This is a genomic window from Exiguobacterium sp. s95, from assembly GCF_018618655.1.
Classification (GTDB): Bacteria; Bacillota; Bacilli; order Exiguobacteriales; family Exiguobacteriaceae; genus Exiguobacterium_A; species Exiguobacterium_A oxidotolerans.
In genome coordinates, this window is sequence record NZ_JACSMM010000001.1 from 653,111 (window position 1) to 679,814 (window position 26,704).

Here is a 26,704-nt window from a genome sequence, read left to right on the forward strand (position 1 = left end):
TTCATAGCGCGGTCCAACGGTTTCCTAACTGTTCGAGAACTTGTCCTACAAAATTCCCGACCATCTGACCTTGCTGGTCGCGACTCATCGTCTCGAGCGATAATCGTGGAACATAGACGATGTCGTCGACCGCTGTGTCTTTCCAGCGTAAATCTGCCGTAATGAACGTGACAAAACGGAATTGCTCGGCAGATGCCGCTTCCCGCCAACCGTTCAATTGATCGAGTGACGGTATACCGACATACGTCATTGCTGGAAGGAGCATCGCCCGACCGGACAGTTGCCGTTCGACTTCTGACGCAACCGTCAATGTCATGTCAGCACATTCCGCAAAAGCATGCATCGATTCATCAAATCCGATCGGTATCAATGGGACGACCAACGTATCGATATACGCTTGTTCGTTTCTCGTCCTTTGAACATCGGATGGTTTGAAACGCAAATCATTTCCCCCTTTCCTGTTCACTTACATTTCGTCACATTTAATGTATCATATCCGCTTTTATTACTGCTCGCTTAATGTGAACGTTTTATGAAATTCCATTCTATTTTTCTTCATATTTAGGTTTTTTTCAAACTCAAATAAAATCATCCTCTTCTTTATCCGAAGAGGATGACTGCAGACGAACGCGTATGAAGATTGAAAAGTGTATTTTAGTTATTGGAGTTGGCTCCGAATCGTCCGCAATTCTTCCGAGAGTGATTGAAAACGACTCCGATCGCGTGCATCAAGTGCTTCATCAATCAAACGAATCAATCGCTCTTCCTCTTGCCGATTGACCGTCGCCGCGATGAAATTCATCGCTTCGTCCGCTAATCGTGGTTCAACAGTGACCTCCGGACGAAACGGGTTCTCTTCAAGTAGGGACAAGTATTCATCATCCATCATCATCCCTTGAAAATTTAACTCGATATAAATCGGTTCGTCCGTCAATCGGATGTCGTGATATGCCTTTTCCGGGTCAGTCGTTTTAACCTCACCTTTTTTAAAGAGAAACGGTTCAGCGTCAAACCCGTATGTCGTCATGATGATTGCTTTTGGCGCGAACATCGCATTTTGAACAAAATGAACTTGATCCAGTTTCGCATCATTACGAAGCCAATAATCAAGGATCCATTTGGATTCCCGACGCTTCAACGTGTAATAGGTCAAGATGCGGCGCAAGAAACGCTGTTTTCTCTCTGTCATCTCAATCCTACTCCCTTCTCCAATCGAATCAACTATCCATCCGTTCGACATAATCGACGAGATCAGCATCTTCTGGAGCGAACATCGCTGCCCGACGCAACAATGCTTGTCCCTCTTCACGTCGTCCTTCTTCAACCAATGCGAAACCATATTCTTTCAAGAAGAGGGCATCATCCGCGAATGCAGATTCAACTTGAGCATACTGCTTCATTGCATTCGTATAATCTTCCAGCGCATAGAGTGATCGAGCACGGTACCACGTCAAGATTGGTGCCGTGACGTGTTCTTCGATTGCTGAAATCGTTTCAATCGTCGCCTCATGGTCCTCATCTTCAGCGAGGAGCGCAAGTAAACGTTCCGCAGCGAGCAAGGATTCCGGGTTAAGGGCAAGAGCTTCACGTAAGGCGTTGACACTCCCTTGGCGGTCTCCTAGCTTCAAGAGGAATAAAGCTTCCATCGTCCGGAGCTCATCATTATAATCGTCTCGCTCCATCCCTTGCTTAATGACATTCAACGCTTCCTTCGTCAAGCCGAGTTCTGCTTGACTCTCGGCGTAAGGCACGTAAGCCGACGTATAATCTGGATCTTGGGCAATCAGTTGTTGGAACGTTTCGACCGCTTTTTGGTGTAGTCCGACGCGGTGGGCGGTCATCGCAAGTCCAAACAGCGTATGCAAGTCAGACCGTTCCGCGACTGCACGTTCATATAAGGGAATCGCTTCTTCGAATTCACCGATCATTGCGAGCGACTCGGCGTACAGGGCATCCAGTGGCAATTCTTCTCTTAATGCCGGAACAGCTGCAATTTCAGCGAACAATGGGACCGCTTGATCAAATGCTCCAAGTGTCATATAGAGTTCAGCCAGTCCGTAAGCGAGCAACGGTTCATCCGGCGCAAGTGACCGTGCCTCTTTTAATTTCGCGAGCGCTACTTCGTCGAGTCCTTGTGATTGATAAAGGTCCGCTAACAACACTAATGTCCGAGGTCCATTTTCGCTATCCGTCTTATCGACTTGTTCAAGGACGGTGATTGCTTCTTCTTCTCTATCAAGATCGATATAACATTCGGCAAGCAATAAAGCGACGCCAGCATTCCCCGCATAATCGACGTAAAGAGGCGATAAGATATCGACTGCCCGGTCCGAGAGTCCGAGTTCGATGTAAAGATCTGCGACAGCTAAGCGATCCTCATCGGTCCCTGTCTTTTCAAGTTGTTCGAGTGAAGCTAACGCTTCCGACGTATGGCCGTGTTCTAGCCCTTCGACGATTTCTTTTAATACCTGTTCGTTCAAGGCAAACGCCTCACTTTCTAAATTCAATTCGGAACTTATCCGTTCCCGTTATCTTGCAGTTTCTTTAAATCATCATAGAACGTTGGGTAGCTGACTTCAACTACTTCATTCCCGTTCACTTGAATTTCTTCGTTCAATGTCTTAGCAATCGTCAACATCATCGCCAAACGGTGATCACCGGCACTGTCGACCGCCGCCCCTTTTAATGACGTCGGGCCTTCAATTGTCATCCCGTCTGCCGTCGCTTCAATCGACGCTCCGAGTCGTCGTAGTGACGCGACGACAGTCTCGATCCGGTCCGTTTCTTTGACGCGTAACTCCGCTGCATCCCGGATGATCGTCTTTCCTTCCGCTTGCGTCGCGAGTAAAGCGAGGAGCGGAATCTCGTCGATCAACGAAGGGATTTGTTCTCCTTCAATCGTCATCGCCTGCAGGGTAGTCGATTCTACCGTCACATCCGCGACTTCCTCCCCTGCCACTTCCTGCCGGTTCGAAATTTTGACGCTCGCACCCATTTGTCGTAATACTTGTAAAAATCCGATCCGGGTCGGGTTCATGAGTACGCGTTCCGTCGTGATGACACTGTCCTCGCCAATCGCCGCCGCCGTCCACCAAAATGCAGCCGAGGACGGATCGCCCGGTATATCGACTGTCGTCGCCGTAAGTTGAACAGGACCTTCGACACGAATATGCCGTCCGTCTTCAAAGTCATCGATCGTCACATCGACGCCGAATTGCGGCAACATCCGTTCCGTATGATCGCGTGATAAGATCGGCTCAATCACCGTTGTCTCACCTGTCGCAAATAACCCCGCTAGTAAGACCGCACTTTTCACCTGAGCACTTGCGACCGGTAAGGTATACGTCGTTCCGACGAGCGGTTGCCCCTGAATCCGTAACGGAGCGTAGTTCCCTTCGATTTTCGCACCAAGCTGACTGAGTGGAATCGTCACCCGATCCATCGGTCGTTTTTTTAACGAATCATCGCCTGTCAATTCATACGCCGCCTCGCTACCAGCTAAAATACCGCTTAGTAGTCGAATCGTCGTTCCGGAATTCCCACAATCGATTTTTGCTTCGCTTAATGCAGTCGTCCCTGTAATCTGAATCGTTTTTTCAGAACGCTCGATTTTCGCACCAAGTGCCTCAACCGCCTTCAGTGAAGCGAGACAATCCGCTCCTTCGAGTGCATTCGAAATCGTCGTCGTCCCGTTCGCAATCCCACCAAATAAAAAAGCACGGTGTGTCATTGATTTATCGCCGGGTACTCGTACCTTTCCCTTTAATCCCATTTCAAGCACCTCACAGTCATGTCATAGGCGGACAGCAATCGTCCCACCGGAATTTCCTCTAAATTAAATTTCCCGTTTTCTACTAAGACGAATCGAATCGACTGATTATTTTTTTTATCCCGTTTCATATAGTCGAAATAGACCTCGAAAGATTGCCTTTTTGGTAGTTCGACACCTAAACGCGTCAACAATTGAGCCAGTTGATTTCCTTCTTCGACTTGTCCCTCTAACATTTTGGCAAAGACTAAACCGATTCCGACTGCCTCACCATGCGCGAGACGCTCACTCGCATACTCAACGGCATGACCAAATGTATGCCCATAATTTAAAAAGGCACGGATGCCTTGTTCTTGTTCATCTTGTTCGACGATTCGTTGTTTGACGGAAATCCCTTTCGCAATCCAGGATTCGAGTGGCAACTCTTTCATATCGGACAGTTTTAAATCCATCAATTGATCAGCAAACGGTTCCGCTGCCAATAGACCATGTTTCAACAATTCAAAAAAACCGCTTCTCCACTCGCGGTCCGGTAATGTTTTCAGAAAAGATACATCGTAGAGAACGGCACTCGGTTGATAGAACGCCCCGACGAGGTTTTTACCGAGCGATAGGTTTAGCCCGACTTTCCCGCCGACGCTCGAGTCATGCGCGAGTAACGTCGTCGGAATTTGGATGAACGGAATGCCCCGTAGAATCGTTGCTGCAACGAAACCGGCGAGATCTCCAATCATTCCACCACCAAATGCCAGGATGACCGTACGACGGGTCACCCCTCGTTCAATGCCTTCTTGAAGCAAGTCTGCATACGTTTCGAGCGATTTACTGCTCTCACCTGGTACGACAGTACTCGTCATCCAGTTTGTTTTCGGAAAAAGAGTCGTGACGTGTTTGATCAATGTCTCTAAATGAAGGGTACTGACCGTTTGATCGGTGATAATCCAAAATCGATCTGCTACCTGTGCTTCTTCGACTTCCGCCAGGCGTCGCAACGCACCCGGCTCGATGTGAACCGAATACGGGCGACTCGCTTTGATGCAAAGATGCGTCAAAACAGACGCACCTCCTCCTTGTAATCAGCTATCGTTTGTTTTAATCGATCCATCGTTGAACTCCCGAACATTTCGAGAATCGCGGCTGCGACTTCGAATGCGACGACAGCTTCGAGAACGACAGCTGCTGCCGGCACAGCACAAGCATCACTGCGTTCAATTTGGGCCGTGAACGGCTCTTTCGTTTCAATATCGACCGATTGCAGGGGTTGATACAATGTCGGAATCGGCTTCATCGCAACTTGAACCCGAATCGGCATTCCTGTCGACATCCCACCTTCAATTCCGCCTAGGTGATTGGTTCTGCGGGAGTAACCTGCTTCACTATGAATGATTTCATCTTGGACCGTACTACCGGGACGACGCGCCAAATCAAAACCATCACCAAATCCAACCGCTTTCATCGCATTGACACTGATGACAGCTTGGGCGATCCGACTGTCTAACTTCATGTCATTTTGCGTAAATGATCCAATCCCCGGAACAAGTCCCGTGACGACGACTTCGACTTCACCACCAAGTGTGTCGCCGTCTTTTTTAGCTTGATCGATCGCACGCATCATCTGTTCAGTCGCTGCTTCATCTGCACAACGGACTGGAGAAGCTTCAATCAACTCACGCCGCGTCGTCGGATCAACGGCTTCAGCATCAACGCCACCGATTGATCGTACATGGGAAAACAAATCGACATCGAGCTGTGCCAACAATTGTTTCGCGATTGCCCCAACTGCAACTCGGGCCGCCGTTTCTCGAGCAGAGGAACGTTCGAGGACATCACGGAGATCACGATGACCGTACTTCAAGCCACCTACAAGATCCGCATGTCCTGGGCGTGGGCGTGTCAATGTCCGCGGACGTTCAAGCGCTTCCTCGAGCGGTTCCGCCTGCATGACTTGTTTCCAGTGCGTATGGTCTTTGTTTTCAATAAACAGACTGATTGGCGCCCCCGTCGTGTAACCGTGACGAATTCCACCCCGAACATCAATCGTATCCTGTTCGATTTGCATCCGCCGTCCACGTCCATAACCGCCTTGACGTCGTGTCATTTCAGATTGAATTTTTTCGAAATCGATTGTTAGTCCGGAAGGAACACCATCGATGATGACGGAAAGTCCTTTTCCGTGTGATTCTCCAGCTGTCATGTAGCGCATACGCTTCATCCCTTCACGTCGTTAAATTTTTTCATAAAAGAAGCTTTGCTTCATTTTTAGACCAAATCGTTCCGGTTGAAAGATTTGTTCCGTTCCGCCGACGAATAAAATGCCGCCCGGTTTTAACGCATCCACAAAAGAGCGATAGACGTGCGCTTTTGCTTCTTCTGTAAAGTAAATAAGTACGTTACGACAGATGATTAAATCAAATCCACTGTCATAGCGATCTCCTAACAAATTATGTTTACTGAAACGGACGAGCCGTTTAATTTCTGGAGCGACCTCATATTGTTGATCCTGTTCGATGAAATATCGTTTTTTCCTTGATTCGACGACTTCGTTTAAGGCTGAAATGCCGTATCGACCTTGCTTCGCCTTTTCAAGAACGATCTCATCTAAATCGGTCGCTTGAATCGTGAATTGGGCAGGGTCCATCATCTCGTTAAGAATCATCGCGAGCGAATAGGGCTCTTCCCCCGTTGAACAAGCCGCGCTCCATGTCCGAATCCGACCATGCGCACGTGCTTGCAGCACCGGAAGAATATCTTGTTCGAGCTGTTGCCAGCGAATCGGATTTCTGAAGAATTCACTAACATTGATCGTCATCCGGTCCAAGAACTCTTCATATAAGGTCTCGCTTTTTTCCATTGCCTGCATATACGAGGCGAAGGTATCATGTCCTTTTTTATCGCGCAAAGCCGTCAAACGTCGTTTCATTTGTGCTTCTTTATATTGTCCTAAATCAATTCTTGACTTTTTTAAGAAACGTTGGATGAAAAGCTCGTAATCGTCCATAGTACACCTCACTGGTCCTCTCTATCATCGGTCATACACGTTTTATGACCCTATCTTATTCTCTATAGTAGCATAAAGCCATTTCCTTTCCAAAATACAAAAACAGACGATTGAGCAATTGCTCAATCGTCTGTTTGCCGTTCGTTTCATTATGCGTTTACCGGTTGCCCTTGAAACCAAAGTCCAAGTTCACGCTCCGCACTCTCGACGCTGTCTGAACCATGGATGACGTTCTCGCTCATCGTGTTCGCGAAATCTCCCCGAATCGTCCCAGGTAGTGCTTCTGTCGGTTTTGTTTTTCCAATCATCAAACGTGAAACAGATACGACATCCGTTCCTTCGACACGAAGTGCGACGACAGGACCAGACGTTAAGAAAGTGACCAACTCTCCAAAGAATGGCTTCTCTGCGTGCTCTGCATAATGTGCTTTCGCCAATTCTTCAGACGCTTGCATCATTTTCATTTCACGTAAAACAAATCCTTTTCGTTCGATCCGGCCGATGATTTCCCCAATCAATCCGCGTTCGACACCATCAGGTTTTACCATTAAAAATGTTTGTTCCATTTTTGAGTCCCCCTATGAAATGCTTTTAGAAAAGCGCTTACATAGTAAGTTTACTCGTAAACGGATCGAGCGGCAAGAAATTTTTGACAGTTTTTTATCCTTTTCGCTTTCCAACGTAACGTGCGACTTCTTCAAGTGAACGCTTTGCAGAAGACTTCGGTAAATGCTCTAAACGACGAATCGCTCGCTTAATGTAAAGATCGACGGTCTGTTGTGTCCGTTCAAGTGCGTCAGACGCTTGCAGACGGTCAAGAAGTGGCGCGACTTCTTCGTGGGAGGGCATCTCCTGAATTTTGACGAGTTCCTTGAAAAAAGCTGGATTTTCTGAGGCGTAGAAAACTGGCAACGTCTTATGCCCATGTCGTAAATCTTCTGCGACCGGTTTACCAAGCTCGACCCGGTTCGCTGTGAAATCCAGTAAGTCATCCGCAATTTGAAAAGCAAGACCGATGTCACGCCCAAATTGCCGCAATGCTTTCGTATCCGCTTCCGAGCAGTTCGCGACGATGGCTCCTAGATGACAACTTGCCTCAATCAAGATCGCCGTTTTCCGCTCGATTCGTTTAATATATCGTTTAATCGATTGATTCCAATCGTATTGATCATAAATTTGTTCGATTTCACCCTCACAAATTTCGCGCATCGCATGGACCATGACTTGGACGAGTTCCGGTTTCCCGATTTCTCCAATCAATTTGACTGCCTCACCAAACAAATAGTTACCCGAGTATAATGCAACTTCTTCATCAAAACGTTGCATGACGGTCGGCTTTCCACGTCTCAGTTCGGCATCATCGATGACATCATCATGCACGAGTGATGCCATGTGGACCAGTTCAAGACTTGCCGCGACACGGACCAGTTCATCCCGGTCTGCTTGACCAAACTTCGAAGCGAGCAAAACAAAAGCCGGACGAATCCGCTTCCCCCCCGCTTTCAAGAGTTGTTGTCCCGCAGCATCAATCGTCGGTTCTTCGGACGCAATATGATTTGTTAAGAATCGGTCGACTAAATTCACTTCTTTCGTTACATCTCGATAAATTGAATGCAGTGACATCTCACCACTTCTTCCCGAGGTGCATTGCAGCCGCCCCACCTGCAAACGCCTTTACTTCGACCTGCATGAAGCCAGCCTGCTCAAATAATTGCTTTAATTCAACACGATCGAGGAACACTTCCGTCGATTCTTGAAGCCAGTTATATTGATCAAACGATTTTGCAAACAAACGACCGACTTGTGGCATGATTTTACCAAAGTATAACGAGTAGGCCTCACGGAAAATTGGTGCCGTCGGTTGACTCGTCTCAAGACATACGACTGTTCCACCTGGTTTTAAGACACGATGCATCTCTTTGATGACTTGGAGATAGTCCGGAACATTCCGTAGTCCAAACCCAATTGTCACGTAGTCAAAGGAATGATCACCAAAAGGTAAATCCATCGCATTGCCATGAATCAATTCGACGTTTTTCATCCCTAACGCCTCGACTTTATCGACTCCGACTTTAAGCATGTTTTCAGAGAAATCGAGTCCTTTGATGACACCGGTCGGACCAGCCGCTTTCGCGAGTTGAATTGTCCAGTCAGCCGTTCCGCAACATAAATCAAGACATTTTGCCCCCGGAAATACATCCATCCGGCGCATTGTTTCTTTTCGCCATAATTTGTGCAAGCGGAAACTGATGATGGAATTCATCTGATCATAATTTGTCGAAATTGATTGAAACACTTCATAAACTTTCTTTTCTTTTTCTTGTGTCTGCACGCAGTTCACCCTTTCAAGAATATTACGCTACTGCCATTTGTTCTAAATGTGATAATAGTAGTTGTTGCGCTTCATGATCGAGCAACTCGGCCTGTTTCCGAATGATGCGTTGCCCTTCTCGTGTTAACCAATCTTGACCGCTGATTGCCGCCAAACCTTGAACGAGTCCAAATTCCGCCGTCAGCCAGAGTAAGACGTAATCTTCTGTCGACGTATAATTTCGCTCATGGATCGAACATTTTGCTTCATTCACACGCTGTACGGTCCGTCCTAACGTCACGAGTGCCGTTTGGGGAAGCGACGCTAACTCTTCAAAAAAGTAAGTCGAAAAAAGATCTCCCGCCAATACGAGCAATTGTCTTTCTTTTGATCCTCGTTTCGTTTCACCTACTCGTTCATGTAAGACAAGTGCAACCTTCGCAAAATGTACGCCCTTTACGAGCGCCTGCCAATCCAATGTCTCGTTTTGAGCGACATCAATCAACCAACTGATCTGTTCACGATCGATGGAAGGGAAATCCACATGTCGAGCTAGTTGAGTCGTCTGTTTGTTGTTGAGCGCAGTAATGATTTCTGTCATGAATAGCTCTCGTTGGTCCATGCTTTTACCCCCCGATCTCCAGTGCCATCTCGTTGATGGATGTTCTTCTTTTTTAATATACCATAATCATCGCTTTTTCACGCCTTTGAATACCCACAAAAAAAGCCGTTCGAGGAATTCCTCGAACGACTATGTAGCCAAATTACTTGACTGCATCTTTCAATGCTTTACCCGGTTTGAAGGCAGGCACTTTGCTTGCTGGGATTTCGATATCTTCTTTCGTACGTGGGTTGCGACCTTTACGAGCGGCACGTTCACGGACTTCGAAGTTACCAAAACCAATCAATTGGACTTTTTCTCCAGATTGGAGTGTCTCAGTGATTGATTCGAATGTTGATTCAACAACTTTAGTCACGTCTTTTTTTGTAAGACCTGATTTTTCGACAACCGCTTGAATGAGTTCAGTTTTGTTCATTACTTTCACCCCCTCCCAATCGCTTCTTCGAGGCTAATCATACCTTATAAACGTTGCTATTACAACATTTTCGTCATAATCCCTCTCAATTTTCTGATTCTTCGATCGATTCCTCAGAAAACGTAGGTTCGCCTTTTTCGTTAATTGTATAGCTTTGAGAGTATGCCGGGACAAAAGGTTGATCATCATACAGTAAATGACGAATATCTTGACCGACTTTTGGTTTTTTCTTCGCAGTTTCAACGGCTTTCTTCAATTCAGGAAGATAGTTGACATACAACTGCCCTTGACCGTCGACATAGATGTCCAGTTCCGTATCGGAATAAGGACTCGGAATCTTCGGTTCTTCCTTAATGAACAACTTTTTATAGTCGAGTGTGAATTGATTTTTACCAATCGAACCTTTAAATGGATATTTTTCATTTTTCTTTCGGTACGTATCGATGCGCACCTGTAGCTTTTGGAGTTCTTCTGCAACGAGTAAATCCATCAGCTTTACAGTCGGTTTCTCTTCCACATCGACTAACAAGTAAATGAACGTTCCACCACCTTCGAAACTATTCGGTGGAGGATCACTCATATAACGAGGAATTAAGCGTCCGAGTTCAATTTGATACCGCTCCATCAAAGGCGTATCTGCGTCTCTTGTTTTGATTGGTAAGACACCGGTATCTTTTTGATACGCGTCGACAGCATCTTGAACCGTTGCGATTTGTTGCGGATAGGGTATCCGGTTCGAAGGTTTTTGACTATCCGGGAAGAGACATCCCGATAACAACATGACAGGCACCAACATGAAAAGAACGACTAGATTCTTCATGCGCTCGGACCTGCCATGACGATGAACACCATAATAATGGAAGCTACAATAAAACATAGGAAGGCAAGGGTCGAGAGCAGGAACTGCCAAACCCCTGTCAATTTCGTTCGACTGATCGTGACGAATAGGACGCTAATCGCAAATAACCCGATCCCGCCAAACGAAATCCACATTTTTAATAATCCAGGACTCAAGGTTTCCACCCCACTCCGTTAATCTTTCGTCGTAAACAGATGTTCAATTTCATTTTTTTGCGGGCGTTGCATCAACTTCCGTACTTCTTCTTCCGGTGTGTGACCATCGAAAAGGACATGGTAGAGTGCCGTCGTGATTGGAAGCTCGCACTGTTTCGTTTCTGCCAAATCGTAAGCAGCTTGAGTCGCGCGAACTCCCTCAACGACCATCCCCATGTTTTCTAATACGGTTTCGAGTTTTTCACCACGCCCGATGGCATTCCCGGCTCGCCAGTTCCGACTATGGACTGATGTACAGGTCACGATCAAATCACCCATCCCCGTCAAACCGGTGAACGTCATCGGCTTAGCACCAAGCAATGTACCGAGACGCGCGATTTCTACCATTCCACGCGTAATCAATGCTGCTTTCGCATTATCTCCATACCCTAAACCGTCCGTCATTCCTGCAGCTAAGGCAATGATGTTCTTCAAGGCGCCACCAAGTTCCGCTCCGATGATATCCGCGTTCAAGTACACCCGGAAGTTTTCATTCATGAAGAGTTCTTGGACACGACCGGCCTCTTCTAAATCTTCAGAAGCAATCGTCACCGTCGTCGGTTTACGTAATGCAACCTCTTCTGCGTGTGACGGTCCTGTCAAAACACAGACCGCCGAACGTTTTGCGGGATCGATTTCTTCTTCAATCAACTGAGACAATCGTAAGTGCGTCTTCGGTTCAATCCCTTTCGACGCATGAATGAGGACGACGGGTTCTGTTAATCGTTCATTTAACTGGCGTGCGACGCCACGAATCGCTGACGAAGGCGTCACAATCAAAATATGCGAAGCACCTGCTACAGCATCATCTAAATTCGTCGTCGCCCGTAAAGAAGAAGGCAATGCCACACCAGGCAGAAATTGTGTATTCTCATGATTTTCATTAATGGCATCAACATTTTTTTGATCACGGCCATAAAGAATGACGTCATGACCATTATCTGCTAAAACGAGTGAAAGCGCAGTTCCCCAGCTTCCAGCTCCAATGACTGCAATTTTTTTCATCATGATTTTCACCCTGCCTTATTGTTTTTGACGTGCCAAAATCCGAATCGGTGTTCCAGTAAAATCAAATGCTTCCCGGATTCGGTTATCGAGATACCGTTTGTATGAGAAATGCAAGAGCTCTGGATCGTTGACGAACAAGACGAATGTAGGCGGACGCGATGCCACTTGTGTCGCATAGTTAATCCGTAGACGAACACCCTTATCCGTCGGCGCTGGATTCATCGCGACTGCGTCGACGATAACATCGTTCAAGACGCTTGTCTGAATGCGTTGGGCATGACTTTTCGCCGCTTGATTGATGACAGGGAGCAATGTTTGAAGACGACGTTTCGTCTTCGCAGAGACGAAAACGATTGGCGCATAGTCGAGGAAGCGGAATTCTTCACGAATTTCTTCTTCCATTTTCTTCATCGTTTTATCATCTTTTTCGACCGCGTCCCATTTATTGACGACGATGACAATCGCACGTCCGGCTTCGTGGGCATATCCGGCGACTTTTTTATCTTGTTCGATGATACCTTCTTCACCGTCGAGGACGACACAAACGACGTCAGCTCGCTCAATGGCTTTTTGGGCACGCATGACACTAAAGCGTTCTGTCGATTCGTAGACTTTCCCACGTTTACGCATACCTGCTGTGTCGATGATGACGTATTCTTGATCGTCACGTGTAAACGGTGTATCGATTGCATCACGGGTTGTACCAGCGACACTTGAGACGATGACACGTTCTTCACCGAGAATCGAGTTCGTCATACTCGACTTCCCGACGTTTGGACGACCAACTAAGGCAAACTTAATTGTATTTTCGTCGTATTCGATGTCTTCTTTGTTTGGAGCTAGTTCGAGGACACGATCAAGCATGTCTCCGAGTCCTAGACCATGCGTTCCGGAAATCGGATATAAATCGCCGAATCCTAATGAGTAAAATTCATACATTAAATCACGCATTTCAAAGTTATCGACTTTATTGACCGCGATAACAACTGGTTTATTTGAACGGAACAACATGCCGGCGACTTCTTCATCGGCAGCCGTAATCCCTTCGCGTCCATTGACCATGAAAATAATGACGTCCGCTTCATCGATTGCAAGCTCCGCCTGATGACGCATCATTTGAAGTAAGGGCTCATCCCCGACTTCGATTCCACCTGTATCAATCAAATGAAAATGACGATTGAGCCATTCTCCAGTTCCGTATATACGGTCGCGGGTAACACCTGGCTTGTCTTCTACGATCGAAACCCGATCTCCAATCACCCGGTTAAAAATCGTCGACTTTCCGATATTTGGGCGACCTACGATCGCCACTACTGGAATTGCCATCCCAACACCTTCTTTCTCTTCTCTCGCTTCATAGCCGTTCTATTGTATCAAATCAAGCGCGCTTATACCACATCTAACCGAAACATAAAAAAAGCAGACACGAATCGTGTCCACTTTTTGTCAAAATTTATTCTTTTGCATCCGAGTCTTTATCAGCGAGGTCCGCTACCGAAAACCCTTCATTTTGATCCGTATATTGAGAATAGTCATCTTCATCCGTCTCTTCTTGTTCTAAGACACGCGTCGAAAGGGAAATCTTGTGTTCATCTAAGTGAACCTCAAGAACTTTCGCTTCGATTTCTTGTCCCTCTTCAAGCACTTCCGACGGCGAACTAATATGGCGATTAGCGATTTGAGAGATATGGAGGAGACCTTCGACTTGCGGTGCAAGTTCGACGAATGCTCCGAATTGAACGAGACGACGGACACGTCCTTTGACGATGTCACCCGCTTCGATTTTCCCTTCCATCTGTTGCCATGGACCTGGTTGCGTCTCTTTAATTGATAGCTTGACCTTTTCTGTATCGCGGTCGACACCAAGTACTTTCACTTCGACTTGTTGCCCTTCCGTTACGATATCAGACGGTCGTTCGACACGATGATGCGCCATTTCAGAAATGTGGACGAGTCCGTCAACACCACCGATATCGACAAATGCACCAAAATCCGTTAAGCGTTGGACAGTTCCTTCAAGGACTTGACCCACTTCCAAGTTTTCAAGCGTCTCTTTTTTCTTCGCATTAAGCTCGCCTTCGACGACCGCTTTATGTGAAAGAATGACACGATTTTTTTCTTGGTCGAGCTCAACGACCTTGACTTCGATCGACCGGCCGATGTAGTCAGAAAAATCTTCTACATAGTGACGTTCGACAAGTGAAGCTGGAATGAATCCACGTACGCCGATGTCGACGACGAGACCCCCTTTGACGATGTCTTTGACGACAACTTCAAAAATTTCAGCCGATTCATATTTCGCTTCGACTTCTTCCCATGCTTTTAAGGCATCAATCTCACGTTTTGAGACGACGACTTCTTCGTCTGTAATCTTCTTCACCTTTACTTGTAATTCATCACCGACTTTTAGCACACCTCGTATGTCATCCAAATGGAGACTTGAGACTTCGCTAATCGGCAGGATTGCTTCTGTCTTATATCCGATATCAATGAGTGCTTGCTTGTCTTCAATCTTCACGACCATCCCAGTAACTACCTGGTCCCGATGAATTTCAAAATCAGGCATATCTTTCATTTCTTCGACCATTCCAACACAACCTCCTCACGATGAGTACAAGAAACGTAATAAAATACGTTTATCCTTCTTTTAACTTCTTACAATTCTGACTATTTGTCAAGGTTTTACACATGATTGTAGTAGACCGATTTGATTTCTTCGAGAATTCGTTCTGAAATCGCTTTCGCGGCACCGCGTTGATCGCGTAAATCTTCAATATCGACTGGTTTTCCGATTACGACCCGCATCGGCTTAAACGGGCGATAGTTGCCGATGATCGCGACAGGAACGATTTGCGCCGGAGATCGGAGTGCAAAAAAACCGACACCTGGTTGCGCTGCCGTGAACTCACCTGGAGCAGACCGTGTTCCTTCTGGAAAAATTCCGACGGTTTCGTCCGTTTTCAATAATTCAATCGTTCGTTTTAAAGCTTGACGATCGCCCTGTCCGCGTCCGACGGGATACGTCCCCGCTGCCGTCATCAATTGTTTTAATCCAGGGACTTTAAACAGTTCCTCTTTTGCCATATAACGAACCGAGCGACTCGTCGGAATCGCGCTAACTAGAAAGACGGGATCCCAGTTCGAGCTATGATTCGCACATAAAAGAACGGATCCATCCTTCGGAAGATTTTCTCTCCCTGTCACGCGAAGACGAAATACAGTTTTGGCGATGACGAGCACGACGAATCGCGCTAGTCGATAAACGGAGTCCGTTCGACTCATTTTAATACCCCTTCCGCAAGCTCTGTCAGACGGAGGACGACTTGATCGATCGACATGACGGTTGTATCGAGATAAATGGCATCGTCTGCTTGTCTGAGCGGAGACACTTCCCGTTCACTATCACGTTTATCACGCAACGCGATTTCTGCTTGAAGTGCTTCTAAGTCACTGTCCATCCCCCGAGACACGTTTTCACGATGCCGGCGACTCGCACGTTCTTCGACTGTTGCTGTCATGAAGACTTTCAGTTCAGCATCTGGTAAGACGACTGTACCGATGTCACGCCCATCCATAACAATACCGCCCGATTCTGCTAAGCGGCGCTGCATCTCGACGAGTGCCGAACGTACTTGAGCATGTTTTGCGACGAATGAGACATTGTTCGTCACTTCGCTCGACCGAATCGACTCTGTTACTTCGCGCTCGCCAATAAAGACACGTTGCCCGTTTTCACCTGGTGTTAAACGAATATCAAGTGATGTCATTAACTCACCTAACCGTTGCCCATCCTCGAGATCGATTCCTTGCTCAAGTGCTGCGAGCGTTACGGCCCGATACATCGCCCCTGTGTCGATGTAGACGTAGTCAAGATGTGCTGCTAATTGTTTAGCAATTGTACTTTTTCCGGCACCAGCTGGTCCGTCAAGTGCGATTTGAATTTTAGTCATGTTTTTCGTTCCTTCCGTTTGAACCATTTTTAAGCGGTTCATAGTATCGACCGTTATCATAGCAAAAAAATAGACTTAGGTGAATGAATTCGTGCCACTCCGCGAATTTTTCATTTGCGCCTGATAACAGTGCCGTAAGACGAGCTCACGACTTCGATCATGAATTTGTGTAAATTGAAAGGCGAGTTCGTAACGTTCTTCGCGTCGATCGACGCGAACTAACTCACCTAAAACATCAAGTGTATGGGTTCCTCCATGTTCGGCCGGTAGTAAAAACGTCAATTCAACCTCGTCTTTTAGTTCAATCGGTAAATGATTCGCTAAGATCAATATTCCACCTGCTGATAAATCAAGCGAGACCGTCGTGAACGGTTCGAATTTAGTTTTATGTGGATGAAGTGCGACGTCCAAAAGTAACGGCACACGTACGAACTGACGACGTTGAACACGCTCAATCTGTTGGTCGGTCGGGCGTCTGATTGCATATCGTTGTCCACGAAGCGGATCATTTTGTCGTTCGACGATTTCCGATTCAAAGCCATACAACCGTCCCTTTTCTTTAAAAAAGTAAACGTGAATCGATTCATCTTCCGATAAAATAAATGTTTTTAGCGTGTCCGCCTCACTCGGCGCTTCCATCCAGATTAAACGGTTCGTCACAGCCGTGACCTTCGTCCGACCTTGTCGATCTTCACTGTTGCGTACCATTATCAAATCACCTGTTTGCATCATGTCACTCTCTCCCAATCCATTCTATTCAATTACTATTTTTTTTGTATCGATGATTCAAGCGATTCGCACTCTTAACTTGGTAAAGGCCGACTCCCCATAAAATCACCATAAAAATAATGGGCAGCAAGGAAATACCACCATTTTCCAATATTAACAAATTAAACATACTGTGCGCAATCATCGGAACGATTAAGGACAGACTTAGCCAACGATTCGGGTAAATTGAAAATTTTGCACGCCCCATAAAGAAGCCCATTAGAACAGCAAAGAGTGCATGACCCGATACAGGAAGCAACGCTCTGAATATCATGTGTTCAACCGTCCCATTGACCATTAAATATAAAATATTCTCAAGCGTCGCAAAGCCGAGCGAACAGGCGACTGCGTAAATGATACCATCATAATAATCATTGAAACGTTGATGGATATATACGGTATAAAAAACGATAAACCATTTCGCAAATTCTTCCGTAATTGCCGTTCGAAACAGACGAATCGATTCATCTCCCCCAAATTCAGTCTGAACGACGTAGTCGATGAACATCAATGGAAACACAAGTAAAATGCCAAAAATGAAACTCCGTAAAATATAACCGACGGGTTCAGCTTCATGTTCATGGCGGAGATAAAAATAAGTAAGTAGTGCAATTCCCGGGGCAATTCCTGAGAAAACGATCGATAACACGTTTTTGCCCCCTTCCTATTCCTTAAGGATAAAGGTTTCTCCTGGAAAAGAAAACCGAGTCCATTGTATATCCGAAAAAAAAAGGTACAATTATGGATGAAAATGAATAGTCAGCTTTTAGTGTCTGACTATCGAACGAATAGACAGGAGGCTCTTTATGAAAAAATTACTATTAGTCCATACCGGAGGCACGATCGCGATGGCACAAAATCATTCCGGTCACGTTCTGCCGAATGACATCAACCCACTTGATGCTTCATTGCCACGTGCGACCGACATCGCGGACATCACGACACGCCACTTCGCGAACCTTCCTTCACCACACATCACACCGGACATCATGCTCCGTCTCGCACACTTCATCAAAGAAGAACTGCAGGCAGGGTATGATGGCGTCGTCATCACGCACGGAACGGATACGTTAGAAGAAACGGCTTATTTCTTACAGTTGACGATTGGTGCTCCAATTCCAATCGTCTTGACAGGTGCGATGCGTTCATCAAATGAAGTCGGTTCAGACGGTGAGTTTAATTTGATTACGGCATTGCGTGTAGCCGTCAGTGATGCAGCTAGAGGAAAAGGGGTTCTCGTTGTCTTTAACGGAGAAATCCACTCTGCTTTTAACGTCACGAAAACGCATACTTCTTCTGTCGATACTTTTAAATCTGTTCATTTCGGTAACTTAGGGATGGTCACGAAAGATCATGTCTATTTATTCAATACACCTGTCTTAAAACCAACGCACATGGTGACGAAACTAACAAAGCGTGTCTCCGTCCTAAAAGTTTACGCCGGGATGGACCCCGACCTTTTAGTTGCTGTCGGTGAACTTGGTTATGATGGTCTAGTCCTCGAAGTACTCGGGCAAGGAAATGTGCCACCGAGTCTGATGGATGCGATTCGTCAGCTGACTGAACAAATGCCAATCGTCATCGTCAGTCGTTGCTTTAACGGCATCGTCCAAGATGTCTACGGATATGCAGGCGGAGGACAACAATTAAAAGAACTTGGTCTGATTTTCTCGAATGGTCTGAACTCACAAAAAGCTCGCTTGAAATTGATGATTGAGCTCGAAATTGAGGCTACACACCCTGAACTTGAGACTTCATTTCAAGTCGAATGATCTGTCACTAAAAATAACCGCTTCCCGGGGAGGGAAACGGTTATTTTTTTAGCGATCGAAAAGAGCGCTTATCGCGTCGTTTCACGAACAAGTCGATCTGCAAGACTCGTTGCAATCAATTCTCCATGAAAACGACCGTTTTCGATAAATATTTTGTTGGCGTCATATCCTGCAGCGACGACACCCGCAATATAAATGCCGGGAACGTTTGACTCCATCGTTTCCTCATTGAAATCCGGAATTCCCGTTTCTCCATCAATCATGATACCGGCATCCGCGAACAAACCAACGTCCGGTGTGTAACCTGTCATCGCAAAAACAAAATCTGCTTTAATTGAGGTCGCTTCTCCTTGTTCTTTATAATGGACGTGCGTCGGTGTGATGGAATCGATCGTTGCGTTAAACACCATCTTGACCTTCTCGGCCCGTACGAGCGCTTCGAAGTTCGGGAGGACCCATGGCTTGATTGACGGACTGTACGCTTCACCACGGTATAACAGCGTGACATGTGCACCTGCCTTCTCAAGTTCAATTGCGGCATCGACACTCGAATTTTTTCCACCAATGACGACAACGTCTTGTCCGAAGAAAGGATGACCTTCTTTAAAATAATGAGAAACGTGCGGTAATTCCTCACCTGGTACGTCCATTTTATTTGGCAATCCGTAATAGCCTGTCGCTAAGACGAGTGCCCGTGCCTGACGCGTCACCGTCTCCTCCATTCGCGACGATACGACTTCGAACCCTTCACCATCCGCACGTTTACTGATTCGTTCCACCGTCTCAAACGGACGAATCGTGATTTCTTTCCGTTTAACGACTTCACGGTAATAGACGAGTGCATCTTGGCGTTTCGGCTTAAGTTCCTTGTTGATAAACGGAACACCACCGATTTCTAATTTTTCGCTACTCGAAAAAAATGTTTGATGCGTCGGATATTGATAAATCGCTTCGACGATGTTTCCTTTTTCGATGACTTCGACAGCTAATCCACGATCTTGCATCTCGATCGCTGCCGATAACCCACACGGTCCTGCACCAATGATGAGACAATCCAGCATAATCTTTTCTCCTCTTCCACGTGCTTTTTTTTTATCTTAGCAAACATGAGCAAACGAAGAAAGAATTTAAGTTACATGAAAAAAGTTCACTCCTGTAAGAAGTGAACTTTTTCAAATTAAACCCATCCACGGAAGCGTGAGGCTTCCGCCATTTTACGAACGCCTACCATGTAGGCAGCGAGGCGCATATCAACATTTCGTGTATGCGATGTTTGATACACTTGATTAAACGAGTTCACGAGTACTTTTTCAAGCTTTTCATGCACTTCTTCTTCCGTCCAGTAATACCCCTGGTTGTTTTGAACCCATTCAAAGTAGGACACCGTTACGCCACCACTTGAAGCCAAGACATCGGGAACAATCAAGATTTCACGATCTGCGAGAATTTTCGTCGCTTCATTCGTCGTCGGACCGTTGGCTGCTTCGACGACGATTCGCGCTTTAATGTCATGCGCATTATCTTCCGTGATTTGATTTTCAATCGCTGCCGGAACAAGAATATCACACTCTAATTCGAGCAGTTCTTTATTTGAAATTGTATTTTTGAAAAGCGTCGTCACCGTCCCGAACGAATCGCGACGATCAAGTAAATATGGGATATCCAGTCCGTTCGGATCATGGAGAGCGCCATATGCATCACTGATCGCAATGACTTTCGCCCCTAAATCATGCATGAACTTCGATAAGAAGCTCCCTGCATTACCAAACCCTTGAACGACGACGCGGGCTCCTTCTAATGTAATCCCTTTCTTCGCAGCAGCTTCCCGAATCATGATGGCGACCCCTTTAGCTGTCGCAGTCTCACGCCCGTGGGAACCACCGAGTACTAACGGCTTTCCTGTAATGAAGCCCGGTGAATTGAATTCATCAATCCGGCTGTACTCATCCATCATCCAGGCCATGATTTGTGAGTTCGTGAAGACATCAGGTGCTGGAATATCTTTTGTCGGACCAACGATTTGACTGATTGCACGGACATAGCCACGACTCAGACGCTCGATTTCCCGGAAACTCATCTCTCGTGGATCGCAAATGATTCCACCTTTACCACCACCGTATGGTAAATCGACGATTCCTGCCTTCAAGCTCATCCAGACTGATAACGCTTTGACTTCGACTTCCGTTACGTTCGGGTGGAAACGGATTCCACCTTTCGTCGGACCGACAGCATCATTGTGTTGCGCCCGGTAGCCGGTAAAGATTTTTGTTGACCCATCGTCCATCCGAACTGGAATCCGAACCGTCAACATCCGCAACGGTTCTTTTAACAATTCATACATTTCGTCCGGGTAACCCAACTTCTCAAGTGCCTCTTTTACGATTTCCTGTGTTGCTTCAAGTACGTTTTTCCGATGATTCGCATGTTGTTGGTCAGTGATCATTCCAACGTTCCTCCCCATAAGTGGCATCCCCTATGCCGTTTCCTTGTTCGGATAAAGTATACCTTGTTCCGACGTGTAATGAAAGGGATTCCTACTATATTTGTAAGCGCTTTCTATCATCTACTCTTTTTTGTTTACTTTATGTTGTTCGAAGTCGCTTGATGACGTGTAATCGCTAGATTGATAAACGATTCGACTAGCTCTGGATAATCAATCCCGATTGCCCGTGCCCCGTCCGGGAATAGACTTGTCGCTGTCATACCAGGTAGCGTATTGGTTTCTAAAATAACGGGATGACCGATTTCAGGCACCAGGAAATCAGAACGGGAATAGCCCGAACATCCGAGGACTTGATGGGCGAGGACTGCCCACTCTTGTAATTTTTGTGTCGTCACCTCATCAAAATCAGCAGGACAGATATGCTCTGATCCACCGACTGCATATTTTGATTCATAATCATAAAATTCATTTTTAGGAATGATTTCGATGACGGGCAACGCTTTTTCAGCACCTTTTTGGCCGAGCACCGGTACGGTTACTTCTCGCCCTTTAATGAATTGTTCAATCAAGACCGCATCGTCTGCCTGAAAAGCGAGTTCGATTCCGCTTCGTAACATCGCGTCGTCCATCGCAATCGTCAATCCATTTGACGATCCTTCTTGAGCCGGTTTGACGACACAAGGGAATTCACCGCCCCACTGCCGGACCTTATCTGCGATGTCGTCACCGCGTTCAATCAAGACATCACGCGCAATCCGAATGCCAGCCTTCTCAAAGTGCAACTTCGACCGTGCTTTGTCCATCGCTAAAGCGGAAGCCAACACACCTGATCCAGTATACGGAATATCCGCTAATTCTAGTAATGCTTGAACACGACCATCTTCTCCATATTTTCCATGAAGAGCAATGACGGCGACTTCAACATCCAGATTGAAAATTTCTTCAGCACGTTCCGGATGGAAATCGATGGCAACGACTTCGTGCCCTTTTCCCTCCAATGCTTGAATCACGGACTTCCCGCTACTTAACGAAACCTCACGTTCTCCAGAAATCCCACCATATAATACTGCCACTCTCATACTCTTCACTCCTTCATCTTACGTTCACTGTTTATCATACCATCACTCTTTCAACGAAAAAATACAAAATGGTGTTAACTGATGATTCCTCATGAAAAAGACCACTTTCCGTCAGAAACCGGTCAGTGGTCTTAAAAAGAATCGTCGTATGTGCCGATTCGTTAAAAATCATCATTTACACAGAAAATGTTCCGGCAATCATTTTGATTGCATCTGAACGCTGAAGTGTTTTTCCGTATTCCGCCATCGCGAGCGGACTTTTCGCACTTGGTACGCCATATTCAGACAGTACGGTCGTAATCGTCCGTTCAAGCGCCTCTGCCATCCGTTCCTCGAAATACAAGTAATACCGCCCTTCGAAGTAGTACAGCCTACCACCCGTTTCCGTCATCAGAACGTGGCGAAGCAATCCGTGGCTCGCTTGAATGACGTCCTCGAATTCTTCGAGTTGATACAGGACATGGTGTACGATATCGACGGTCATCCGAATCTCTACTTGATCAAATTCATCAAACGTTTCTTCTGGTAATTCACCTTCTCGTCGTACATCGACCAACATCCCGTCATTCGGAAAGAATGTCACAAAAAATTCAAGTGTCCCGACCGCATGAAATCCAAAATTTGATTCTGCTTCTTCTAACAGGTTACGTAATAGGTCCTGTCCTTTTCCAACTGCCAGTGTTTCTGGTCGAACGTCGTGAACGGAAAGTTCCTGCTTCGTAATAAACACACGTAAATGCCCTTGTTTAAATGTCTCAAATCTCATCTAAGACTCCTCCAGTCAATGCCGGAGAAAAACAACTTCTCCGTTCAATATGAATCACACTATACACCAGTTGTCGGAGTGAGTCGACTTAACCAACTTTTCCAGGAGGAATCGTCCGTCCCGAGGAGGTGATCCGCGTATTTTTCAGGGAGCTGTTCGACGGCATAACCACCTAGACCAATCTCGACGTTCGGTACAGCCTGTCGTAGTTCGGCAAGCGCTTCATCTAAAAGACTGAGGTGGTCAGAAATCGTACACGAAAGGACGACAGCACGTGGTACTAATTGTTTCGTCACCGTCACAAGATCTGACACGGGAATTCCTGCCCCAAGAAAAATCACATCGAAGCCGGATTGGCGTAAGTATAGCGTAAAAAATAACAATCCCAATTCATGTTCTTCTTCTGGCGCACATACACATAAAATGCGCGGTAAAAAAGGATTGATCGGCATTTGCAACGACAATGTTGAAAGGCGGGCCCGTAAAAAGGCTGTCGCAAAATGTTCATGCGCAATCGTAATTTCACCATTTTCCCACTTTGAGCCGATTTCGTGCAGCAACGGTCCAACGATATCTTGAATCACCTTATCGAAACTAAACATTGAGAATGCCTTATTCATGATGTCATGGGCATGTCGTTCCTCAAATGTCGTTAATGCCTCAAACAGCTGTTCACGTAGTTCAACACCATAATCAAGTGGAAGCTCCGTGCGACTGACAGGCATTTCGTACAGTTGAATCGCTTTCGAAACAGATAGTCCTTCTTTTTGTTTGTCTACAATCCAGCGGAGCTTCGCGACATCGCTATCACTATAGATGCGATGCCCAGATTCACTCCGATCCGGATCAAGCACTTGATATCGCCTTTCCCAAGCACGAATGGTCGTTGGGTTGAGCCCTACTAATGCAGCGACTGCTTTGATATTATATTTCCCACGATCCATGCACCGTGCCTCCTTCCTTCTCCTTTTCAGTATACCCGTAAAGGAAAATAATCTCTGTTCACAATGTGCCCTTACATCATGAAACCGAGGGAAACGAAGGCGATAATGATTGTAATCATAAGAATCGTCAGCGTAATGGCTAACGGATTTTTGACAAAGGGTTGCTTTAACCGTTCATTCCGCACATGTTCAATTCGTGAAGAACGTGGTGGTAAGCTTGATTTTGGTTCTTCTTGTCGGTTCTTTCGTTGATCGTATTTACTCAATTTCATCACCTTTTCTAAAAATAAGGATAGTACTAGTTTACACTGAATCGGCTGATGAAAAAAAGACCTCTTCTAATCGTTGTTCCCAATCCAAAATTTCAATCGTATGCCTTTTTTGCGGTGATTGCGTTGTCGTATTACCGCAAATATCACAGCACCGGTCCTGGACGATCGGTTGCTCATCAAAATGATTCAAGATGAACGTTCGTCGACACGTTATACTTTGAATATAATTTATCATTTGCATAAGTTCACGTAAACGTATCTTTTTTCGCTCTTCTTGCCAAGCGATGATGTTCTCACGCGACCAGCGATCACTTAGTTGCGATTTTAATAACCGATACGCCGGATCTTCGACATCTAACCCTAAACGCCGTTCCATCGTTTCAAGCGGTTCCTGACGTGCCATGCCCGCTAACAATTGATCAATCCAAAGCACAGGGGCATACTGCTTTTCGACTAAAAACTGCTGTAGACGGTGATCCCCCTTTGCATAGAGCAGTAGCGCTGTCGACGGCTCTCCGTCTCGCCCTGCCCGACCGACTTCCTGCATATAGGCTTCAATCGTCGCCGGCATCGAGTAATGGATGACGGTCCGGACATTCCCTTTATTGACCCCCATACCAAATGCGCTTGTACAGACGAGACACTCAATCTCATCGTGTAAGAATTGTTGTTGAATCAATTGACGATCCTCTGCTTCGAGTCCTGCATGGTAGTATGTCGCCTTCGTGATTAGACGTGCGACACGCTCTGCTTCGTTTCTTGTCGTCGTATAGATGACACACGGACGTTCTACCTTCGTTAACCAGTTTACCAGCACATGATCTTTTTGATCAGGCTCAACGTCTTCGACGATAAATTGAATTTCCGGTCGATTGACGGAATGCCGGATAATCGTCGGGTCCGACAGCTCTAAGCCTCTTAACATATCCTGTTCCACTTGTTTCGTTGCTGTTGCCGTCAAAGCTAAACAAGTCGGGTTTCCGAGTTGTTTCTTTACGATTCCAAGCTTCGCGTACTCGGGGCGAAACTCATGACCCCATTGTGAAATACAATGCGCTTCATCCACGACGAATAAATTAATGTTTGTTTGCTGAAGCCGTTGTTTGACGTTCGGCATCGCCAATTGTTCCGGTGACAAATACAAATACCGAAGTTGACTCAGGTGACGTAAAATCTGCTCTTTTTGGTCTTTTGTTTCGTGCGACGTCAATTTAGCAACGGAACGTTCACCGCGACTTTTGATTTGCATGACTTGATCTTCAATCAACGATAAGAGCGGCGAAAGGATGACGGTCAACCCTTCTGGCAACAAATAGGACGGAAGTTGATAACAGATCGACTTCCCTCCCCCGGTCGGCAAGATGGCGACCGTATCGCGACCTGCTAAAACGGACGCAATGATGTCTTTTTGACCGGCTCGAAAGCGGTCATGCTTAAAATAACGTTTTAAGACAGTCTCCATCATCTCTCCTCCCATCTTTTTCGCGCTAACGCGATACGAATTTGAAAATAATCGGTCTCAAGCTTCAATTCACCTTTAATTCGTTTCAACGAAAATGTCTCGTTTCGATTTGCTACTTCAATCACTTCTTTAAATTGTGCATCCGATAAGAATTGGCTCCGCGGGAATACGTCACTGTACATCGCAATTTCGACGAGGTGATCTTCCATCGTGCTCTTCTTCAGGCGGCGCCGCTCGGAGATTTCATTCAAAGCAAATCCGTTACGTAACATATCCCACGTTTTCTGTGCTGATTGTGTCATCTTCGATTGATCAATATCTTCACCAAGACGTAAAATCAGTCCTGCTTCATCCAAGTGACGCAGACATTTTCGCCAAGCCATCATAAATTCCAAGCGGAGCGACAAGACGTCACTGTCAAGTTTCTCTTCAAGTTGCGGGTAAGACAAACCTGTTTTCAACCCCGACAAGCGGTAGCTGATGAGCGTCGCTTCTTTTACCGACAGCTGACGCAACGCCTCTCGTAATTCATGGTACACCTGATCAATCCACTGCGTACGCTGCGGCATCCCTTTGACGCATCGCCGGACCCAGTCCTTTATCGCGACGTCTTGCTGAACCGGTACGAAAAATCGTTTTTGTTCGAGACAAACGACGGTTTGAATCAGAAGGCTTAAGCGTTTCCATAAAATGATTGGAAATCCACGCAATTCACCGCCCATGTCATCGATTAAAAACGGTACTTTGATCGAGGATTCACCAAGCTCCGTGATGCGCAACGTTTCCGCTCGTTCAATGAGTCCCTGCTGTTCCAGCTCAAGCAGTAGCCGATCGAATGTTTCTCGTCGAAAGGGCAGCACCCCAAAGACAGTTTCTAATTCATAGAAATGTGCATCCTGGAGTGATGTTGCCGAACGTTTTCCTTGAAGGATATGAAAGAGGCTACGATCTGTCCGTTCACCCCGGAGACGACTAATGGTTTCTAACAAAACTTGATTGACGACAGTCAATTTCATCCACTCCCCCTCACCTTCGATCGGTTTGATTATATTTAAAGTATCGTCTTCATTCG

30 protein-coding genes are annotated in these 26,704 nt (G+C 46.2%); 1 reads left to right on the forward strand and 29 read right to left on the reverse strand.

The annotated features are described in order from the left end of the window. Position 1: 1 nt before the first annotated feature. The 21 genes from KNP99_RS03620 to prsW form a co-directional block, all read right to left on the reverse strand. Positions 2-442 (reverse strand): DUF2487 family protein, encoded by a 441-nt coding sequence (locus KNP99_RS03620; RefSeq protein ID WP_029330635.1) that lies wholly within the window; start codon positions 440-442, stop codon positions 2-4. A 216-nt stretch (positions 443-658) separates the two neighbouring features. Continuing rightward, positions 659-1,189 carry a ReoY family proteolytic degradation factor gene (locus KNP99_RS03625; RefSeq protein WP_029330637.1) on the reverse strand — a complete coding sequence of 177 codons (531 nt, stop codon included), beginning with the start codon at positions 1,187-1,189 and terminating at the stop codon, positions 659-661. Between the two features lie 28 nt (positions 1,190-1,217). Beyond that, positions 1,218-2,480 (reverse strand): tetratricopeptide repeat protein, encoded by a 1,263-nt coding sequence (locus KNP99_RS03630; RefSeq protein ID WP_029330640.1) that lies wholly within the window; start codon positions 2,478-2,480, stop codon positions 1,218-1,220. Between the two features lie 35 nt (positions 2,481-2,515). Beyond that, complete coding sequence (gene aroA, locus KNP99_RS03635) at positions 2,516-3,772, reverse strand: 3-phosphoshikimate 1-carboxyvinyltransferase (protein ID WP_214765105.1); 1,257 nt, start codon at positions 3,770-3,772, stop codon at positions 2,516-2,518. Continuing rightward, positions 3,763-4,821, reverse strand: a complete 1,059-nt coding sequence (aroB, locus tag KNP99_RS03640; RefSeq protein ID WP_214845117.1) for a 3-dehydroquinate synthase — start codon at positions 4,819-4,821, stop codon at positions 3,763-3,765. Before aroB ends, aroA begins: the two co-directional genes overlap by 10 nt. Beyond that, positions 4,818-5,972 (reverse strand): chorismate synthase, encoded by a 1,155-nt coding sequence (gene aroC, locus KNP99_RS03645; RefSeq protein ID WP_214804435.1) that lies wholly within the window; start codon positions 5,970-5,972, stop codon positions 4,818-4,820. Before aroC ends, aroB begins: the two co-directional genes overlap by 4 nt. 21 nt (positions 5,973-5,993) lie before the next feature. Then, on the reverse strand, positions 5,994-6,767 hold the full coding sequence (locus tag KNP99_RS03650) for a CheR family methyltransferase (protein WP_214768568.1): 774 nt from the start codon (positions 6,765-6,767) through the stop codon (positions 5,994-5,996). A 149-nt stretch (positions 6,768-6,916) separates the two neighbouring features. After that, entirely contained in the window at positions 6,917-7,333 is a 417-nt protein-coding gene (gene ndk, locus KNP99_RS03655) for a nucleoside-diphosphate kinase (RefSeq protein ID WP_214845118.1), read from the reverse strand. A gap of 94 nt (positions 7,334-7,427) precedes the next feature. Beyond that, positions 7,428-8,390 carry a polyprenyl synthetase family protein gene (locus KNP99_RS03660; RefSeq protein ID WP_088837324.1) on the reverse strand — a complete coding sequence of 321 codons (963 nt, stop codon included), beginning with the start codon at positions 8,388-8,390 and terminating at the stop codon, positions 7,428-7,430. Between the two features lies 1 nt (position 8,391). Then, positions 8,392-9,099, reverse strand: coding sequence for a demethylmenaquinone methyltransferase (locus KNP99_RS03665; protein ID WP_029330660.1), 708 nt, complete (start codon positions 9,097-9,099; stop codon positions 8,392-8,394). Positions 9,100-9,121: 22 nt separating this feature from the next. Next, positions 9,122-9,700, reverse strand: coding sequence for a heptaprenyl diphosphate synthase component 1 (locus tag KNP99_RS03670; protein WP_029330662.1), 579 nt, complete (start codon positions 9,698-9,700; stop codon positions 9,122-9,124). Between the two features lie 142 nt (positions 9,701-9,842). Further along, positions 9,843-10,115 carry an HU family DNA-binding protein gene (locus KNP99_RS03675; protein ID WP_012370671.1) on the reverse strand — a complete coding sequence of 91 codons (273 nt, stop codon included), beginning with the start codon at positions 10,113-10,115 and terminating at the stop codon, positions 9,843-9,845. A gap of 85 nt (positions 10,116-10,200) precedes the next feature. After that, positions 10,201-10,935, reverse strand: coding sequence for a hypothetical protein (locus tag KNP99_RS03680; RefSeq protein ID WP_214845119.1), 735 nt, complete (start codon positions 10,933-10,935; stop codon positions 10,201-10,203). Beyond that, complete coding sequence (locus KNP99_RS03685; RefSeq protein WP_029330666.1) at positions 10,932-11,129, reverse strand: DUF2768 domain-containing protein; 198 nt, start codon at positions 11,127-11,129, stop codon at positions 10,932-10,934. Before KNP99_RS03685 ends, KNP99_RS03680 begins: the two co-directional genes overlap by 4 nt. An 18-nt stretch (positions 11,130-11,147) precedes the next feature. Beyond that, positions 11,148-12,173: an NAD(P)H-dependent glycerol-3-phosphate dehydrogenase gene (locus KNP99_RS03690; RefSeq protein WP_201302334.1), complete on the reverse strand. Its 1,026-nt coding sequence runs from the start codon at positions 12,171-12,173 to the stop codon at positions 11,148-11,150. 18 nt (positions 12,174-12,191) lie between these two features. Further along, complete coding sequence (gene der, locus KNP99_RS03695; RefSeq protein WP_029330675.1) at positions 12,192-13,502, reverse strand: ribosome biogenesis GTPase Der; 1,311 nt, start codon at positions 13,500-13,502, stop codon at positions 12,192-12,194. Positions 13,503-13,629: 127 nt separating this feature from the next. Beyond that, the gene (gene rpsA / locus KNP99_RS03700) at positions 13,630-14,763 is read right to left on the reverse strand and encodes a 30S ribosomal protein S1 (RefSeq protein ID WP_029330677.1); all 1,134 of its coding nucleotides are present in this window, start codon (positions 14,761-14,763) and stop codon (positions 13,630-13,632) included. 95 nt (positions 14,764-14,858) lie between these two features. Beyond that, on the reverse strand, positions 14,859-15,458 hold the full coding sequence (locus tag KNP99_RS03705) for a lysophospholipid acyltransferase family protein (RefSeq protein ID WP_088837326.1): 600 nt from the start codon (positions 15,456-15,458) through the stop codon (positions 14,859-14,861). Beyond that, positions 15,455-16,126, reverse strand: coding sequence for a (d)CMP kinase (gene cmk / locus KNP99_RS03710; protein ID WP_214765110.1), 672 nt, complete (start codon positions 16,124-16,126; stop codon positions 15,455-15,457). Before cmk ends, KNP99_RS03705 begins: the two co-directional genes overlap by 4 nt. A gap of 75 nt (positions 16,127-16,201) precedes the next feature. Beyond that, positions 16,202-16,858: a flagellar brake protein gene (locus tag KNP99_RS03715; RefSeq protein ID WP_088837327.1), complete on the reverse strand. Its 657-nt coding sequence runs from the start codon at positions 16,856-16,858 to the stop codon at positions 16,202-16,204. A 25-nt stretch (positions 16,859-16,883) separates the two neighbouring features. Further along, positions 16,884-17,543: a glutamic-type intramembrane protease PrsW gene (gene prsW / locus KNP99_RS03720; protein WP_088837328.1), complete on the reverse strand. Its 660-nt coding sequence runs from the start codon at positions 17,541-17,543 to the stop codon at positions 16,884-16,886. 157 nt (positions 17,544-17,700) lie between these two features. Here prsW and KNP99_RS03725 point away from each other — a divergent pair, with 157 nt between their 5' ends. Further along, complete coding sequence (locus KNP99_RS03725) at positions 17,701-18,666, forward strand: asparaginase (protein ID WP_088837329.1); 966 nt, start codon at positions 17,701-17,703, stop codon at positions 18,664-18,666. Positions 18,667-18,734: 68 nt separating this feature from the next. Here the strand turns inward: KNP99_RS03725 and KNP99_RS03730 are convergent, their stop codons facing one another. The 8 genes from KNP99_RS03730 to KNP99_RS03765 all read right to left on the reverse strand — a co-directional run bounded on the left by KNP99_RS03730 (position 18,735) and on the right by KNP99_RS03765 (position 26,648). Further along, positions 18,735-19,727 (reverse strand): YpdA family putative bacillithiol disulfide reductase, encoded by a 993-nt coding sequence (locus KNP99_RS03730; protein WP_088837330.1) that lies wholly within the window; start codon positions 19,725-19,727, stop codon positions 18,735-18,737. Between the two features lie 116 nt (positions 19,728-19,843). Continuing rightward, a complete protein-coding gene (locus tag KNP99_RS03735) occupies positions 19,844-21,109 on the reverse strand; it encodes a Glu/Leu/Phe/Val family dehydrogenase (RefSeq protein WP_029330690.1) in 1,266 nt (421 codons plus the stop codon). Between the two features lie 134 nt (positions 21,110-21,243). Continuing rightward, complete coding sequence (locus KNP99_RS03740) at positions 21,244-22,188, reverse strand: D-alanine--D-alanine ligase (protein ID WP_029330692.1); 945 nt, start codon at positions 22,186-22,188, stop codon at positions 21,244-21,246. Positions 22,189-22,363: 175 nt separating this feature from the next. Further along, the gene (locus KNP99_RS03745) at positions 22,364-22,954 is read right to left on the reverse strand and encodes an adaptor protein MecA (RefSeq protein WP_088837331.1); all 591 of its coding nucleotides are present in this window, start codon (positions 22,952-22,954) and stop codon (positions 22,364-22,366) included. Between the two features lie 59 nt (positions 22,955-23,013). Beyond that, complete coding sequence (locus KNP99_RS03750) at positions 23,014-23,898, reverse strand: MerR family transcriptional regulator (RefSeq protein ID WP_088837332.1); 885 nt, start codon at positions 23,896-23,898, stop codon at positions 23,014-23,016. A 71-nt stretch (positions 23,899-23,969) separates the two neighbouring features. After that, positions 23,970-24,164 carry a hypothetical protein gene (locus KNP99_RS03755; protein ID WP_029330697.1) on the reverse strand — a complete coding sequence of 65 codons (195 nt, stop codon included), beginning with the start codon at positions 24,162-24,164 and terminating at the stop codon, positions 23,970-23,972. Positions 24,165-24,201: 37 nt separating this feature from the next. Further along, a complete protein-coding gene (locus KNP99_RS03760) occupies positions 24,202-25,632 on the reverse strand; it encodes a RecQ family ATP-dependent DNA helicase (protein ID WP_251133040.1) in 1,431 nt (476 codons plus the stop codon). Next, positions 25,632-26,648: a YpbB family protein gene (locus KNP99_RS03765; protein WP_214807339.1), complete on the reverse strand. Its 1,017-nt coding sequence runs from the start codon at positions 26,646-26,648 to the stop codon at positions 25,632-25,634. Before KNP99_RS03765 ends, KNP99_RS03760 begins: the two co-directional genes overlap by 1 nt. Between the last annotated feature and the right edge of the window lie 56 nt (positions 26,649-26,704).

Coding starts and splice junctions, on each gene's coding strand:
- KNP99_RS03660 (WP_088837324.1), bottom strand. CDS start 8,390: ATGTCACTGCATTCAATTTATCGAGATGTAACGAAAGAAGTGAATTTA.
- KNP99_RS03625 (WP_029330637.1), bottom strand. CDS start 1,189: ATGACAGAGAGAAAACAGCGTTTCTTGCGCCGCATCTTGACCTATTAC.
- KNP99_RS03750 (WP_088837332.1), bottom strand. CDS start 23,898: ATGGATCGTGGGAAATATAATATCAAAGCAGTCGCTGCATTAGTAGGG.
- aroA (WP_214765105.1), bottom strand. CDS start 3,772: ATGGGATTAAAGGGAAAGGTACGAGTACCCGGCGATAAATCAATGACA.
- KNP99_RS03725 (WP_088837329.1), top strand. CDS start 17,701: ATGAAAAAATTACTATTAGTCCATACCGGAGGCACGATCGCGATGGCA.
- KNP99_RS03680 (WP_214845119.1), bottom strand. CDS start 10,935: ATGAAGAATCTAGTCGTTCTTTTCATGTTGGTGCCTGTCATGTTGTTA.
- KNP99_RS03765 (WP_214807339.1), bottom strand. CDS start 26,648: ATGAAATTGACTGTCGTCAATCAAGTTTTGTTAGAAACCATTAGTCGT.
- der (WP_029330675.1), bottom strand. CDS start 13,502: ATGGCAATTCCAGTAGTGGCGATCGTAGGTCGCCCAAATATCGGAAAG.
- ndk (WP_214845118.1), bottom strand. CDS start 7,333: ATGGAACAAACATTTTTAATGGTAAAACCTGATGGTGTCGAACGCGGA.
- cmk (WP_214765110.1), bottom strand. CDS start 16,126: ATGACTAAAATTCAAATCGCACTTGACGGACCAGCTGGTGCCGGAAAA.
- KNP99_RS03690 (WP_201302334.1), bottom strand. CDS start 12,173: ATGAAAAAAATTGCAGTCATTGGAGCTGGAAGCTGGGGAACTGCGCTT.
- KNP99_RS03705 (WP_088837326.1), bottom strand. CDS start 15,458: ATGAGTCGAACGGACTCCGTTTATCGACTAGCGCGATTCGTCGTGCTC.
- KNP99_RS03670 (WP_029330662.1), bottom strand. CDS start 9,700: ATGGACCAACGAGAGCTATTCATGACAGAAATCATTACTGCGCTCAAC.
- KNP99_RS03735 (WP_029330690.1), bottom strand. CDS start 21,109: ATGATCACTGACCAACAACATGCGAATCATCGGAAAAACGTACTTGAA.
- KNP99_RS03760 (WP_251133040.1), bottom strand. CDS start 25,632: ATGGAGACTGTCTTAAAACGTTATTTTAAGCATGACCGCTTTCGAGCC.
- KNP99_RS03730 (WP_088837330.1), bottom strand. CDS start 19,727: ATGCTGGATTGTCTCATCATTGGTGCAGGACCGTGTGGGTTATCGGCA.
- KNP99_RS03740 (WP_029330692.1), bottom strand. CDS start 22,188: ATGAGAGTGGCAGTATTATATGGTGGGATTTCTGGAGAACGTGAGGTT.
- KNP99_RS03650 (WP_214768568.1), bottom strand. CDS start 6,767: ATGGACGATTACGAGCTTTTCATCCAACGTTTCTTAAAAAAGTCAAGA.
- aroC (WP_214804435.1), bottom strand. CDS start 5,972: ATGCGCTACATGACAGCTGGAGAATCACACGGAAAAGGACTTTCCGTC.
- rpsA (WP_029330677.1), bottom strand. CDS start 14,763: ATGGTCGAAGAAATGAAAGATATGCCTGATTTTGAAATTCATCGGGAC.
- KNP99_RS03745 (WP_088837331.1), bottom strand. CDS start 22,954: ATGAGATTTGAGACATTTAAACAAGGGCATTTACGTGTGTTTATTACG.
- KNP99_RS03675 (WP_012370671.1), bottom strand. CDS start 10,115: ATGAACAAAACTGAACTCATTCAAGCGGTTGTCGAAAAATCAGGTCTT.
- KNP99_RS03715 (WP_088837327.1), bottom strand. CDS start 16,858: ATGATGCAAACAGGTGATTTGATAATGGTACGCAACAGTGAAGATCGA.